General features: G+C 71.0%; 12 protein-coding genes and 1 tRNA gene. 4 read left to right on the forward strand and 9 right to left on the reverse strand.

The features are described 5' to 3' along the window. Window positions 1-134: 134 nt before the first annotated feature. Window positions 135-677, forward strand: a complete 543-nt coding sequence (locus ACZ6JE_RS05480) for a 2'-5' RNA ligase family protein (protein ID WP_464318387.1) — start codon at window positions 135-137, stop codon at window positions 675-677. Between the two features lie 14 nt (window positions 678-691). On the opposite strand, the gene ACZ6JE_RS05485 is transcribed toward ACZ6JE_RS05480, so the two are convergent. Continuing rightward, on the reverse strand, window positions 692-1,678 hold the full coding sequence (locus tag ACZ6JE_RS05485; RefSeq protein WP_464318388.1) for an aldo/keto reductase: 987 nt from the start codon (window positions 1,676-1,678) through the stop codon (window positions 692-694). A 77-nt stretch (window positions 1,679-1,755) separates the two neighbouring features. Here ACZ6JE_RS05485 and ACZ6JE_RS05490 point away from each other — a divergent pair, with 77 nt between their 5' ends. After that, window positions 1,756-3,507, forward strand: coding sequence for a glycoside hydrolase family 13 protein (locus tag ACZ6JE_RS05490; RefSeq protein ID WP_464318389.1), 1,752 nt, complete (start codon window positions 1,756-1,758; stop codon window positions 3,505-3,507). Window positions 3,508-3,651: 144 nt separating this feature from the next. Here the strand turns inward: ACZ6JE_RS05490 and ACZ6JE_RS05495 are convergent, their stop codons facing one another. The 8 genes from ACZ6JE_RS05495 to ubiE form a co-directional block, all read right to left on the reverse strand. Then, complete coding sequence (locus tag ACZ6JE_RS05495; protein ID WP_464318390.1) at window positions 3,652-4,980, reverse strand: M23 family metallopeptidase; 1,329 nt, start codon at window positions 4,978-4,980, stop codon at window positions 3,652-3,654. A 154-nt stretch (window positions 4,981-5,134) separates the two neighbouring features. Beyond that, entirely contained in the window at window positions 5,135-5,983 is an 849-nt protein-coding gene (locus tag ACZ6JE_RS05500; protein WP_243215424.1) for an inositol monophosphatase family protein, read from the reverse strand. Window positions 5,984-6,094: 111 nt separating this feature from the next. Further along, window positions 6,095-6,176, reverse strand: a tRNA-Tyr gene (locus tag ACZ6JE_RS05505). 119 nt (window positions 6,177-6,295) lie between these two features. Then, complete coding sequence (gene cls, locus ACZ6JE_RS05510) at window positions 6,296-7,762, reverse strand: cardiolipin synthase (protein WP_243215404.1); 1,467 nt, start codon at window positions 7,760-7,762, stop codon at window positions 6,296-6,298. Window positions 7,763-7,765: 3 nt separating this feature from the next. Continuing rightward, window positions 7,766-8,254 (reverse strand): YajQ family cyclic di-GMP-binding protein, encoded by a 489-nt coding sequence (locus ACZ6JE_RS05515; protein WP_192058798.1) that lies wholly within the window; start codon window positions 8,252-8,254, stop codon window positions 7,766-7,768. Window positions 8,255-8,367: 113 nt separating this feature from the next. Then, window positions 8,368-9,744 (reverse strand): FAD-dependent oxidoreductase, encoded by a 1,377-nt coding sequence (locus ACZ6JE_RS05520; RefSeq protein WP_464318391.1) that lies wholly within the window; start codon window positions 9,742-9,744, stop codon window positions 8,368-8,370. 86 nt (window positions 9,745-9,830) lie between these two features. Continuing rightward, window positions 9,831-10,949: a polyprenyl synthetase family protein gene (locus ACZ6JE_RS05525; protein WP_464318392.1), complete on the reverse strand. Its 1,119-nt coding sequence runs from the start codon at window positions 10,947-10,949 to the stop codon at window positions 9,831-9,833. Then, window positions 10,946-11,683, reverse strand: a complete 738-nt coding sequence (gene ubiE, locus ACZ6JE_RS05530; protein WP_243215408.1) for a bifunctional demethylmenaquinone methyltransferase/2-methoxy-6-polyprenyl-1,4-benzoquinol methylase UbiE — start codon at window positions 11,681-11,683, stop codon at window positions 10,946-10,948. The genes ACZ6JE_RS05525 and ubiE overlap by 4 nt, the downstream gene beginning before the upstream one ends. A gap of 72 nt (window positions 11,684-11,755) precedes the next feature. On the opposite strand from ubiE, the gene ACZ6JE_RS05535 reads away from it, so the two are divergent. Together ACZ6JE_RS05535 and ACZ6JE_RS05540 are read left to right on the forward strand one after the other, a co-directional pair. Continuing rightward, on the forward strand, window positions 11,756-12,988 hold the full coding sequence (locus ACZ6JE_RS05535; RefSeq protein WP_243215409.1) for an isochorismate synthase: 1,233 nt from the start codon (window positions 11,756-11,758) through the stop codon (window positions 12,986-12,988). Further along, the gene (locus tag ACZ6JE_RS05540) at window positions 12,985-14,436 is read left to right on the forward strand and encodes an MFS transporter (protein ID WP_464318393.1); all 1,452 of its coding nucleotides are present in this window, start codon (window positions 12,985-12,987) and stop codon (window positions 14,434-14,436) included. Before ACZ6JE_RS05535 ends, ACZ6JE_RS05540 begins: the two co-directional genes overlap by 4 nt. The last annotated feature ends 63 nt before the right edge of the window (window positions 14,437-14,499 follow it).

Genomic DNA, 14,499 nt, shown 5'->3' on the forward strand with positions numbered 1-14,499 from the left:
CCACCAGGTCGCGAACTGCTCGCGGCCGATTGGCACCAGGCAATGTTAGCAGAGCCGGAGGGGTGCTGATGCCACCTCGCACGAGTGCGACTGCGGGTGCGGCGACGGGTGCGGCGTCGGAGCAGACTCGGAGGGTGCACAGCATCGAACTGCTCCTCGACGAGACGACCAACCGCGCCGTCCGCGACTCGTGGCAGGTGCTGGCCGACGCCGGTCTGCCCTCGCTCGCGCACCACTCGGGGGCGACCAACGCACCGCACGTCTCCGTCTCGGTGGCGGCCGGGTTCGACGACCGGGCCGACCCGCGCCTCCGGCGCATCGCCTCGGCGCTGCCCCTGCCGGTCGCGTTCGCCGGCCTGATCGTCTTCGGCCGACCCCCGCGGGGGCTGGTGCTCGCCCGGGCCCTCGTGCCGACCGCCGAGCTGCTCGATCTGCACCGCGACGTGCACGAGAGCGTAGGAGGCGCGGCGCCGGTCGACCACGCCACCCCCGGTCGCTGGATGCCTCACCTCACGCTCGCCTCGCGGCTGTCCCCCGACCAGCTCGCGCGGGCCATCGAGGTCCTCTCCGAGGCGGAGGAGGCGGAGGAGGCGACGGACGCCGGGCGGGTCTTCACCAGCCGTCTCGTGTCGATGCGGCGATGGGACTCGGACGCGAAGGTCGTCGTCGGGCTCTGACCCGGGAACCGCTCTCAGGTCGAGGGGATCGGCGTCGACGCGGCCTCGAGCGTCTCGAGGTCGTGGTCGGAGAACTCCACGTGGGCCGCGTCGAGCAGACCCTCGAGCTGGATCGTCGTCCGGGCGCTCGCCAGGGCTCCGATGACGTTCTGCCGCGAGGCGAGCCACGCGATGGCGACGGCGCCGGGCACGACCCGCTGCCGCTCGGCGATGTCGGCCAGCACCTCCACGATGGCGAGGTTCTGGGGGGTCACGTAGCTGAGCGCGCGGTTGCCCCTCGGCGAGTCGCCTCGACCGGCGTCGCCGCGGTACTTGCCGGTGAGGAACCCGCTGGCCAACGAGGAGTGCGGGAGGACGGCGAGACCGAAGTGGTCGACGAGCGGCTGGACGTCGCTCTCGTAGTCCGCCCGGCGGACGAGGTTGTACGCGGCCTGGACCGCCGCGAACGGATGCAGGCCGTCCCGATCGGCGATCGCGAGCGCCTGGCGGAGACGCGCGCCGGTGTAGTTCGACGCGGCGGGGTGGCGGATCTTGCCCTCGTCGACGAGCTCGCTGAGGGCGCCGACGGTCTCGTCGAGAGGAGTCTCGTCGTCGTCGAAATGGGTGAAGTAGTAGTCGATGTAGTCGGTGCGCAGACGACGGAGCGAGGCGTCGACGGCCATCCGGATGCTCGTGCGCGTCAGACCCGGAGCCTCGGGATGCTGGCCGCACTTGGTGCTCAGCACGACCCGCTCGCGGTTGCCGGGTCGGGCGATCCACCGCCCGATGATCGTCTCGGACTCGCCGCCGACGTTGCCGGGCAGCCAGGCGGAGTAGACGTCGGCCGTGTCGATGATGCGTCCGCCGTCTCCGACGAACACGTCGAGCACCTCGAACGCGGTGGGTGCGCCCACCGTCCAGCCGAAGACGTTCGTACCGAGGGCGAGCGGGAAGGGCGTCTCGTCGGGCTGCGAGGCCGCGGGCGACGGCTCGACGGTCGGAGGGACACTCTGAGGGGTCACGGTCGGCGCCAATCGTGGTCGGGTGGTGATTGCACGCTAGCGGATGGCGGGTCGAGGCCCTGCCGTATCGTGGCCTCATGTCCTCAGCAGAGCCCACGGGCGACACACTCGACGCCCCCGCAGACTCCGAGACCGACACGCCGACCGCACTCGACGAGGCCCCCGCCGCCTCGTCCGAGAAGGGCGGCGAATGGTGGCGCTCCGCCGTCATCTACCAGGTCTACCCCCGATCGTTCGCCGACTCCGACGGCGACGGCGTCGGCGATCTGCCCGGCATCACCTCGCGACTCGGCGACGTCGCCGACCTCGGGGTCGACGCCGTCTGGCTGTCGCCGTTCTACCGGTCGCCCCAGCGCGACGCCGGTTACGACGTGGCCGACTACCGCGACGTCGACCCCCTGTTCGGCACGCTCGCCGACTTCGACGCCCTGCGCGCACGCGCCACCGACCTCGGCCTCCGGGTGATCGTCGACGTCGTGCCCAACCACACCTCATCCGAGCACGCCTGGTTCCAGGCGGCGCTGGCGGCCGAGCCGGGCTCGGTCGAGCGAGGGCACTACCTGTTCCGCGACGGCCGCGGCGTCGACGGCGAGCTCCCCCCGAACAACTGGGAGTCGATCTTCGGCGGGCCGGCCTGGACGCGGATCACCGAGGCCGACGGCACGGCCGGTCAGTGGTACCTCCACCTCTTCGACTCGTCGCAACCCGACCTCGACTGGACCGACCCCTGGGTGCGCGAGCAGTTCGTCGACGTGCTGCGCTTCTGGCTCGACCGCGGCGTCGACGGATTCCGGGTCGATGTCGCCCACGGCATGATCAAGGCCGAGGGCCTGCCCGACTACACGCCCCCCGCCGACTCGGGCAGCATGGGCGGCGGTCAGGGCGAGTCCGCTCCCCCGCCCTACTGGGGTCAGGACGGCGTGCACGAGATCTACCGCTCGTGGCGGAAGGTGCTCGACGAGTACGAGGGCGATCGCGTGCTCGTGGCCGAGGCCTGGGTCGAGCCTCTCTCGCGACTGGCCGAGTGGGTCCGCCCCGACGAGATGCACCAGGCCTTCAACTTCTCGTATCTCGAGACCGGCTGGTCGGCGAGCGAGATCCGGCGCGTCGTCGACTCCTCGATCGAGGTGTTCTCGAGCGTGGGGGCCCCGAGCACCTGGGTGCTGAGCAACCACGACGTCGTCCGGCACGCGAGTCGCCTCGCCCTCACCGCCGAGAACCCCCAGGGCCACGGCATCGGCCCGCGCAGCGCCGGGCTCCCGATCCCCGAGCTCGGTCTCGCCAGGGCGCGGGCCGCGACGGCCGTCATGCTGGCCCTGCCGGGCAGCGCGTACCTCTACCAGGGTGAGGAGCTGGGCCTCCCCGAAGCCATCGACCTCCCCGACGAGAGCCGACAGGATCCGACCTGGTTCCGCACGGGCGGAGAACGATACGGGCGAGACGGATGCCGAGTGCCGCTGCCCTGGGAGTCCGCGGCGCCGGCCTTCGGTTTCAACTCGACCGGCGCCTCCTGGTTGCCCCAGCCGAGCGACTGGTCGACCTACGCCCGAGACGAGCAGACCGGCGTGACGGGCTCGACCCTCGAGCTGTACCGCCTGGCGCTCCGGCTGCGCTCGGAGATCGGCCTCGGCACGTCGGACATCGTCTGGCTGGACGACTACTCCGACGAGGTCGTGGCGTTCCGCAGCGCGGGCGTGACGGTTCTCGCCAACCTGGGCGAGGTGGCCGTCGAGCTGCCCCTCGGCGACGTGCTGCTGTCGACGATGAGCCTCGACGGACCGGCCCTGCCGCCGAACGCCGCGGTGTGGCTGCGCGAGACCGACGTGTGATCCTGACGCGCTGAACGACGAGACCCCCGGGCGGACTGCCCGGGGGTCTTCTCGTGGTGCCGTTCCTTGCCTTGCCGCGCCGCTCGACCGGCCTGCTTCGGCTCGTGCCGACCTACCGGCCTGCGTGGGCTCGTGCCGGTCGGATCAGTTCGTGTTGGCGGTCAGCCAGGGGTACGGGTCGACGGGGACGCCGTTGAGGTGGATCTCGAAGTGCAGGTGCGCGCCGGTGCTGTTGCCGGTGCTGCCGACGGCGCCGATGATCTGGCCGACGGTGACCGTGTCGCCGACCGAGACCTCGACCGAGCCGGACTGCATGTGCGAGTACGTCGACGTGACCTTCTGGCCGTCGACGACGTGCTCGATCTCGACGTGGTTGCCGAAGGCGCCCGACGGACCGGTGACGGCGCTGACGGTGCCGTCGGCGATCGCCTGGATCGGCGAGCCCGCACCCGGGATGAAGTCGAGACCCTGGTGGAAGGTGGAGCAGAAGCTGCAGTTGCTGACCTGACGCGCGCCGAAGCCGCTGCTGATCGGCACACCGGTCTGGAAGGGCCACTGGACGGTGCCGGCGACATCGTTCGTGAACGTGCTCGAGCTGGTCGAGGCGTACTCGTTGACCACGATCGTGCTGACCGAGTAGCCGTCGCGCGAGACGCTGGCCTCGGGGGCGGCGCCGGCGGCGACGAAGCTCTGAGCACCTGCGGCCTTCTTGGCCGCGGTCAGCTCAGGGGTGTCGACGAAGAAGGCGTTGGCCGGCACCGAGGTCGCCACGAGCATCGCGCTCGCGAACAGCATGGCGCCGACGACGGTCACGCGCTGCGAGGTGCGCGAGAACGACGAGCCGCGGGAGGCGGTGGTCGCGGATGCTGCCGAGGTGCGGGCCGAGGAGGCGCGGCTCGAGGACGCGCTGCGTGCTGCGGTGCTGCGGGCGGCGCCGCTGCGACCTGTTGCGCTGCCGGAGCTGCGGGCGGGGCCGGTGCGACGCCCGGTGGCTGCCGCGCCAACGGCGGGACTCGCTGCGGTGGACGAGACGGTGCGAGGCGAGCGCTTGCGAGCCGAGGCGGCGGCTGCGGCCTCGGCAGCGCGACGGGCCCGACGCGAGTCGGGGGCCGGGACGGTGGCGGCGTCGTTCGTGACGATGGACGCCGACTCGCCCTCGAGGACGACGGGTGCGACGTCAGGCGCTGCGACGACGGGCGACGAGATGCCGGTTGCGGCGGCGGTGCCCCGTTCGACGCCGACGGCGGCCGCGGACGATGCGAGGCGGGCCGTCTCGGACTCGTCGGCGATGGTCGGTGCGGCGAGGGCCGCGGCGGCACGCTCGGCCTCGCGGAGCTCACGGCGCGTCGCGAAGGTCGGGATGGTGATGCTCGCCGTCGGGGCGTCCGAGACGGTGACCAGAAGATCGTTCTCTGCTCGAAGCGACGGGGTTCCGTCGCCGGCGGGCTCGGAGATGTTCTGGTATTTCGACACGTCTGATGGATCCTCGGGGTTGTCGGGACGGAGAGGCGGGTGCTCCCTCTTCTTCTCGGCCGCTACCCCGTAGAACATGTCACGGAAAAGTAACGAACCAGTCCAGGGTAGCCGAACGGTGAACGAATGGCTAGCCGCGCCCGGTGTCCGACGATCAGAAACCGGCGTCGTCGAGGGCGTCGCGGAACGCGTCGGAGATGCTGGGCGCCGCCGCGACCGTCAGCCGCTCATCGGCCGGGGCGTCGCCCTCGCCGCCCACGACGGCCCCCGCCTCGGCCGCGACGAGCGCGCCCGCCGCGTGATCCCACGGCTTCAATCCGCGTTCGGCGTAGGCGTCGAGACGTCCGTCGGCGACCGCGCAGAGATCGAGCGATGCCGCCCCCATGCGACGGATGTCGCGGACGCTCCCGATGAACCGGCCGAGCACGGCGGCCTGCTCGACCCGCCTGTCGGCGTCGTACGAGAAGCCGGTCCCCACGAGCGACTGGGACAAGGAGGCGGGGGTCGAGACCGTGAGGCGACGACCCGACGACCACGCGCCTCCTCCCCTCGACGCCTCGAAGGTCTCACCGGCGAGCGGATTCACGACGCAGGCGGCGAGGGCACGCCACGAGCTCGGATCGGGGCCGTGCTCGACGACCGCGACGCTGACCGCCCACTGCGGGATCCCGTAGAGGAAGTTCACCGTGCCGTCGATCGGGTCGACCACCCAGGTCAGCCCGGTGCGGGAGTCGTCGGGCTCGCCCTCCTCGCCGAAGAACCCGTCGCCCGGGCGCTCGCGCGCGAGCCGCGCACGGATGAACTCCTCGACCTCGCGGTCGGTGTGCGTGACCACGTCGACGAGGCTGCTCTTCGTCGCGGCGACCTCGACGCCCTCGGAGCGGCGTCGGGCGGCGAGCGCCGCGGCTTCGGTGGCGACCGAGCGGGCCACGTCGAGGAGGGCGGACACGGCCTGGCCGTCGAACCCGGACTCCCCGAGCCCTGGCCGCTCGGAGTCGGGCATGTCGCGCTCGGGATTCTCGGGCACGGTGCCTCCTGAGGGGGGTCGAGTCGTGAAACACGAACGGACTCGAGTGATCGAGTCCGTTCGAGGTGTTGCTCGGTGTTCCGTGTGTGGCAAGTGAGGGATTCGAACCCCCGAATGCTGAGCAGTCTGATTTACAGTCAGATCCCTTTGGCCGCTTGGGTAACTTGCCATGCACACCCAGCCCGTGTGTTCACCGACCGGAGGCGCCAGACAAATATACAGCCTTTCGACCCTCCCGTGGACCACCCGCCGCTCCCCCGCGCCGGCGCGGGGGCGTGGGGGCGTGGGCTACTGCACGGCGGAGGTGAGACGGGCGACGTTGTCGAGCACCTTCGACCGGAACGGCCGGGCCAGCCATTCGTCGAGGAGGAGCTCGTGGCTCGCGTCGCGGTACTCCTGCTCGACCTCGCGCAGCTGGCGCACGAAGCGCCTCCCTCGGATCATGACCGAGATCTCGAGGTTGAGACTGAACGAGCGCATGTCCATGTTGCTCGAGCCGACCACGGCCACCTCGTCGTCGATCGTGACGTGCTTCGCGTGCAGCACCGTCGGCGAGCGGTAGAGGAAGATTCGCACCCCGGCACGCAGCAGCGCCTCGTAGTACGAACGCTGCGCGTGGTAGACGACCGGCTGGTCGCCGATCTCGCTGACGAAGAGCTGCACGTCGAGCCCGCGCTGCGCGGCCGTCGTGACCGCGTAGAGCATCGACTCGTCGGGCACGAAGTACGGGCTCGTGAGGATGATGCGGTCTTGCGCGCTGTAGAGCAGCGAGTTGAAGAGCCGCAGGTTGTTCTCGCCTTCGAAGCCGGGGCCGCTCGGCACGACCTGGCAGTCGATCGTCTCGACCGAGTCGGCGACGTGCACCGGGTCGGTCTCACGCAGCAGCAGCTCGTCGGTCTCGCTGTACCAGTCGGTGACGAACAGGGCGTTGATGCCGGCGACGATCGGCCCGTCGAACCGCACCATGAAGTCTTTCCAGGTGAGGCCGCGACGGCGGTTCTTCCGCCGCTGGTAGCCGCGCTCGATCATGTTCTGCGAGCCGGTGAAGGCGACCGTGCCGTCGATCACGAGCAGCTTGCGGTGGTTGCGGAGATCGGGCCGCTGGTACCTGCCCTTGAACGGCTGCACGGGCAGCATCAGTCGCCACTCGACCCCGATGCGGTCGAGGCGTCGACGGGTCTTGCGGTAGCCCGGGTACCCGCGACTGGCGATGTGATCCATCAGCAGCCGCACGGTGACACCGCGACGCCGGGCGTTCTCGAGGGCGACGAAGAACGGCTCGGTCGTCGCGTCCAGACTCGTGATGTAGAACTCGGCGTGCACCCAGCGCTCGGCGTCGTCGACGGCGGCCACCATCGCGTCGATCGAGGCCTGGTAGTCGGAGTGCAGCTCGGCCGTGTTGCCGCCGACGAGGGGCATCGCGCCGAGCGTGCGGTTCAGCTCGACGATGGTGTCGAGCCAGGCGGGCCAGGGGTGGTCTCGCTTGACCCGCTCGATGCCCTCGGTGGTCTCGACGATGTACTTGTTGATCTCCGCCTGCTTCTCACGGCGACGCCGCGGCAGACGCCTGCTGCCGATGAGGAGGAAGAGGACGAACCCGACGTACGGGATCAGGAAGATCGCGAGGAGCCACGCGGTGGCCGTCTGCGGCCTCCGGTTGATCGGCACGTAGACGATCGCGAAGACGCGGATGGCGATGTCGACGACGATGCCGATCACGGCGAGGGTGGGGGCCACCCACGTGGGTATCTCCATCGACTACCTGAAGTTGACGAACTGCAGATCGACCTCGAGGTCGGCCTTCTTCAGCAGAGCCATGGTGGCCTGCAGATCGTCGCGGCTCTTCGACTGCACGCGCAGCTCGTCGCCCTGGATCTGGCTCTTGACGCTCTTCGGCGCCTCGTCGCGGATGATCTTGCCGATCTTCTTCGCCTGGTCCTGCTCGATGCCCTCTTTGAGCGCGGCCTCGATGCGGTACTCCTTGCCGCTGGCGAACGGCTCGCCCGCGTCGAGGTGCTTGAGGCTGATGCTGCGCTTGATGAACTTCGACTCGAGCACGTCGAGCACGGCCTTGACCCGCTCTTCGGTGTTCGCCTTCAGCAGCAGCTTCTCGCCGCTGTAATCGACGGACGCGCCCACGCCCTTGAAGTCGTAGCGCTGCTCGATCTCCTTCTGCGCCTGATGGAGGGCGTTGTCGACCTCCATCTTGTCGACCTTGCTGACCACGTCGAAAGAACTATCTGCCATGCCGGACAGCCTAGCGACACCCTCCGACGGTGGTCCCGCCGGACGCACCACGGGCCGCCCGCGGCCAGCACGGTCGCAGGGCGGCCCGGACGTCCGGACTCAGGAGGCGGGGGTCAGGCGGTCTGCCCGGCCTCGGCGCGCGAGACGCGCACCATCTCGTCGCGGGGGACGACCTTGACGCGGACCCGCTCGTGCTCGTGGGCGGCCCCGAGCGCCTGCTCGTGCTCGTCGAGGCGGTGCCAGCCCTCGAGGTCGGTGTAGGCGACGCCGCGCTCGGCGAGCAGCGCGGGGACGGCCTCGGGGTCGGTCTCGGCGGGCTGCCACCAGCTGGCCTGGTCGTTGATGACGTGCGAGACGGTCTCCATCGCGTCGCTCTTCGTGTGACCGATGAGGCCGACGGGGCCGCGCTTGATCCAGCCGGTGGCGTAGACGCCGGGGACGATCTGGTTGTCGTCGTCCATCACCTGGCCCTCATGGTTCGGGATGACGCCGCGGCGCTCGTCGAACGGGATGCCGTCGAGCGGCGAGCCGAAGTAGCCCACGGCCCGGTAGACCGCCTGCACGGGGACGTCGCGCACCTCGCCGGTGCCCTCGACGCCACCCTGGCCGTCGGGCCGGGTCCGCTCGTAGCGGAACGCCGAGACGCGCCCCTGCTCGTCGCCGACGATCTCGACGGGCTTGGCGTAGAAGTGCAGGTGCAGACGACGCGAGGCCTCGCCGACCTCGCGCTGACGCCACTGGTTCAGCACCTTGTCCATCACGAAGACCTGCTTGTTGGTCGCGATGGCCGTCTTCGACGCCTCGTCGTGGTCGAAGTCCTCGTCGTAGACGATCATGTCGACGTCGCGGAGCTCGCCGAGCTCGCGCAGCTCGAGCGGCGTGAACTTGACCTGCGCAGGGCCGCGCCGCCCGAAGACGTGCACGTCGGTGACGGGCGAGGCCTTGAGCACCTCGTAGACGTTGTCGGGGATCTCCGTCGGCAGGAGGTCGTCGGCGTGCTTCGCGAGGATGCGCGAGACGTCGAGCGCGACGTTGCCGACGCCCACGACCGCGACGGAGGAGGCGTCGAGCGGCCAGGTGCGGGGGACGTCGGGGTGACCGTCGAACCAGCTGACGAAGTCGGCGGCGCCGTAGCTGCCATCGAGCTCGATGCCGGGCACGTCGAGATCGGCGTCACGAATGGCACCGGTCGAGAAGACGACGGCGTTGTAGTGCTTCTTCAGGTCGTCGAGGGTGATGTCGACGCCGTAGCGCACGTTGCCGAAGACGCGGATGTCGCCGCTGTCGAGCACGTCGCGCAGGGCGTTGACGATGCCCTTGATGCGCGGATGGTCGGGCGCGACCCCGTACCGGACGAGGCCGTAGGGCGCGGGCAGCTGCTCGAACAGGTCGATCTGGACGTCGAAGCCCTTGGGCGCCTTGAGCAGGATGTCGGCTGCGTAGATGCCGGCTGGTCCGGCTCCGACGATGGCCAGTCGCAAGGTGGTCACGGTGTTCTCTCTCTCGCTGAGGGGCTCGGCGATGCGAGCGGGTTGACGGTGATGCGTGATTCGGGGACGAGGAGGGGCGGTGCCGGTCAGGCGGACCGCTCGACCACTCGATCGGCGAAGCGGGTCAGGGCCTTCTTCACCGGGCCGGAGGGCAGCGGGGCGAGGGCGTCGAGCGCCTCGCGCGCCCACCGGTGGGCCTCGAGGCGGGTGCGCTCGGTGACGTCGTGCTCGCGCAGACGCCGGACCACGTCGGCGAACTCGTCGTCGAGGGTGGTCTCGGCGGCGTTGCGCGCGGACTCGTCGACCTCGGCCCCGTCGACGTCGCCGTGGGTCGCCTCGACGAGGCGGTCGATCTCGGAGAGCAGCGCCGAGGCCTCGAGGTCGGTGCGGGCGAGCTCGCGCAGATAGAGCACGGGGAGCGTGACGACACCGGCGCGCAGGTCGGTGCCGGCCTTCTTGCCCGTCTCGGCGGGCTGGTCGGAGAGGTCGATGACGTCGTCGATCAGCTGGAAGGCGATGCCGATCTTCTCGCCGAACTCGGCGACGGGCGCGAGGTACTCGCGCGGTGCGCCGCTGAACATGACGCCGGCGCGGGCCGCCGTCGAGATGAGCGAGCCGGTCTTGTCGGCGAGCACGTCGATGTAGTGGGCGATCGGATCGTCGCCTTCGCGCGGCCCGATCGTCTCGTGCAGCTGACCGAGGCAGAGCCGCTCGAACGTCTCGGCCTGCAGCAGGATCGCCTCCTGGCCGAGACCGGAGACGATGGTGCTGGCCCGGGCGAAGAGCAGGTCTCCGCTGAGGATGGCGACGTTGTTGCCCCATACGGCCTGCGCGCTCGGCACCCCGCGGCGCATCTGCGCCTCGTCCATGACGTCGTCGTGGTACAGCGACGCGAGATGAGTGATCTCGGTGGCCTGGGCCGAGGCGACGATGCCCGGCGTCGCGCCGTCGCCCAGCTGGGCGATGAGGAGGGTCAGGGTCGGACGCACCCGCTTGCCGCCCGCGGCGAGCAGGTAGCGGGTGGTCGCGTCGGCGATCTCGTCGGCGAAGGCGATCTCGCGGAGCAGGCCCTCTTCGACGAGCTCGAGCCCGCTGTCGACGGCCGCGACGAAGCGCCGCTCGGCCGGTGTCGCGAAGAGCTTCTCGCCGAGCCCGAGCGAGGTGCCGAGGCTGTTGCGGTGGGTCGTCGGCCCACCCGCGCTCACGAGGTCGCCCGCTTCTTCGAGGAGGCGCGGGTCGACGGAGCGGACGGCTTGCGACCGCGGTGCAACGCGACGATGCCGAACGACAGGTTGCGGTAGGCGACGCGGCTGAAGCCCGCACCGCGCAGCCACTGGCTGAGGACCTGCTGGTCGGGCCACTGGGCGATCGAATCGGCGAGGTAGGTGTAGGCCGGGCCGTTGCTGCTGGCGAAGCGCGCGATGAACGGCATGCCGAAGCGGAGGTAGGCGCGGTAGGCGGCGCGCAGCAGACCGAAGGGCGGCGTCGAGAACTCGCAGACGACGAGGCGACCGCCGGGCTTGAGGACCCGGTTCATCTCGGCGAGCGCCACCTGGGGGCGGTTGACGTTGCGGAGGCCGAATGAGATGGTCACGGCGTCGAAGGTCGCGTCGTCGAAGGGCAGCTTCTCGGCGTCGCCCTCGATGAACTCGATCTCGGGGTGGCGCTTCCGCCCCACCTCGACCATGCCGTGGCTGAAGTCGAGGGCGACGACCTCGGCACCGCGCTTGGCGATGGCCGCCGAGCTGGTGCCCGTGCCCGCTGCGATGTCGAGGACCCTGTCGGCGGGGCCCGCCCCGATTGCCTTCACGGTGGCCACGCGCCAGAGGACGGCGTTGCCGGCCGACAGCACGTCGTTGGTGCGGTCGTAGTTCGCGGCGACGCCGTCGAACATCGACGCGACCTCTGCGGGTTGCTTGTTCATGTCGGCCTTGGTCACGAGGAGCGATCCTACCGGCACCTCCGGTGCATAGCCCGAGTGTGAAGCACGCTCCGCGAGTAGTCTGTCGCGGTGGACCTCCCGTCGTTCCGAGCCCCGTCGTTGTCCGTGCGCAGCACGCGGATCGACCACATCAGCCCCCTCCTCGACGTCGTCGATCGACGCGACCCCCTGATCTTCGTCCGGGGCGGTGCCGGGATGGCCGGCATCGGCGAGGCCCTCCGGCTCGAGTTCACCGGTCCGACCCGCATGACCGACGCGGCCGACGCCTGGCGCGAGGTCGCCGCCCGGGCCACCGTCGACGATGAGGTGGGCGTCGCCGGCAGCGGTCTGATCGCCTTCGGCTCGTTCGCCTTCGACGACGAGTCGACCGACACGAGCGTCTTGATCGTGCCTCGGATCGTGCTGGGTCGTCGCGACGGCGTCGCCTGGATCACGAGGGTCGACGGTGCCGCGACGCCCGCCGCCATGCCGGTGGGCGCCTCCGTCCGGCTGCGACTGACCGACGGCGACCTGTCGGCCGCGGGTTACGCCGACGCCGTCGCCCGCGCCGTCGAGGCGATCGAGCACCGCGACGTCAGCAAGGTCGTGCTCGCCCGCGACCTCGTCGGGCGGATCCCCGCCGAGGCCGATCTGCGCCTCGTCGCCGCGACCCTCCTGACGGCCTACCCCGACTGCTACACCTTCGCGGTCGACGGGCTGATCGGCGCGAGCCCCGAGACGCTCGTCCGCACCGAGCGCGGCGAGGTGACGGCGCGCGTGCTGGCCGGCAGCGCTGCCCGGGGCGTCGACGCGGCGAGCGACGAGCGCGCGGCCCACGCTCTGGCGACCTCGCCGAAGGACCTGGACGAGCACTCGTACGCGCTCCGCAGTCTCCTGCTCTCGCTGGGTCGGCATGCCGACGGCATCGTCACGGCCGAGCAGCCGTTCACCCTCAAGCTCCCGAATCTGTGGCACCTCGCGAGCGACGTGCGAGGCCGCCTCACCGACGGGTCGAGCTCTCTCGACCTGATCGCGTCCCTCCACCCCACGGCCGCCGTCGCCGGCACCCCCACCCAGGAGGCGCTGGCTCTGATCCGAGAGCTCGAACCGTTCGACCGCGGTCGCTACGCCGGCCCGGTCGGCTGGGTCGGCGCCGACGGCGACGGCGAGTGGGCCATCGCGCTCCGTTGCGCCCAGGTCTCCCCCGACGGCACCGTCCGGGCCTTCGCCGGGGCCGGCATCGTCGCCGACTCCGTGCCGGATCGCGAGGTCGCGGAGACCCGCATGAAGTTCCAGCCCGTGGTCGGGGCGTTCGCGCAGTGACGCCACCCGCGCCTCCTCGGGATCCCGCGGGGCCCGGCCCGCTCGACGCGGAGTCCGCACCCGGGTCGTGGTCGCGACCGGTGGCGCTGGTGGTGGCCGCGGCGTTCTTCATGGAGAACCTCGACGCTACGATCCTGTCGACGGCCACCGCCTCCATCGCCCGCGACTTCGAGGTCGTGCCCGCCGAGGTGGGGATCGCGGTGACGAGCTATCTCGTCGCGGTGGCGGCGTTCATCCCGCTCGGGGCCTGGCTCGCCGAGCGGTGGGGCGCACGTCGGGTGTTCCTGGCCGCGATCGTGCTGTTCACGGTCGCCTCGCTCGCCTGCGCGCTCAGCGGCGACCTCGTCTCGCTGACGGCCTCGCGTGCCGTCCAGGGTCTCGCCGGCAGCATGATGGTGCCGATCGGGCGCCTGATCGTGCTGCGCAGCACCGAGAAGTCGGAGCTGATCCGCGCCATCGCGTACCTCACCTGGCCCGCCTTGGTGGCACCGGTCATCGCGCCGCTCGTCGGCGGCCTGCTCACCGAGCACCTCGGCTGGCAGTGGGTGTTCCTCGTGAACGTGCCCGTCGGGGCGGCGCTGCTGGTCGCCGCGTGGCGCGTGATCCCGGCCGTGCCTCGTGCCCCGCGCGCCCGTCTCGACGTCGTCGGGCTCGGCCTCGTCGTCGCCGCGGTCGTGTCGGGGGTGGTGGCCTTCGAGCTGCTCGGCGGCGCCCCGACCGCCGTCACGGGCGCGGGGCTGCTCGTGCTCGCGGTGCTGCTGATGCTCGCCGCCGGCCGCTGGTTCCGTCGGGTGGCGCACCCCCTGCTCGATCTGACGGCGTTCCGCATCCCGTCGTTCCGGGTGACGAACCTCAGCGGCTCGGTCTACCGCGCCGTCGTCAACGGGGTGCCCTTCGTCGTGCCCCTGCTGCTGCAGGACGGCTTCGGGTGGTCGCCCGCCGAGGCCGGTCTGATGCTCACCTGGGTCTTCGTCGGCAACCTCGGCGTCAAGCCGTTCACGACGCCGCTGCTGCGGCGTCTCGCGGTCATCCCGATCGTCACCGTCTCGACCGTCGGCCTCGCTGCGACGTTCGTGGGGGCGGCCCTCGTGACGGCCGAGACGTCGCCCGTGGTCATCGCCCTGGTGCTGCTCGCGAGCGGGGTGTTCCGCTCGGTCGGCTTCACCGCCTACAACACGCTGCAGTTCGCCGACGTGCCGCCCGAGCGCCTCGGTGCGGCGAACGCGCTGTCGTCGATCACCGGCCAGCTCGCCGTCGGACTCGGGGTCGCTCTGACAGCTCTGGTGGTCCGCATCGCCGACGGCGTGCTGGGGACGACCGGCGTCGGCGACCCGACCGGCTACCGCATCGCCCTGATCGTGCTGGCGGCTCTGGCTCTGGTCAGCATCGTCGAGGGTCTCCGCCTGCCGCGCGGCACGGGGGCGTCGCTGCGGGCGGCCCCGCGCTGAGGCGACCCCGCGCTGAGACGACCCCGAGCTGAGACGGCCGCGAGCGGGCGACCCGCGGGGCCT

The sequence above is a fragment of the Frigoribacterium sp. AC759 genome (genome assembly GCF_979256015.1).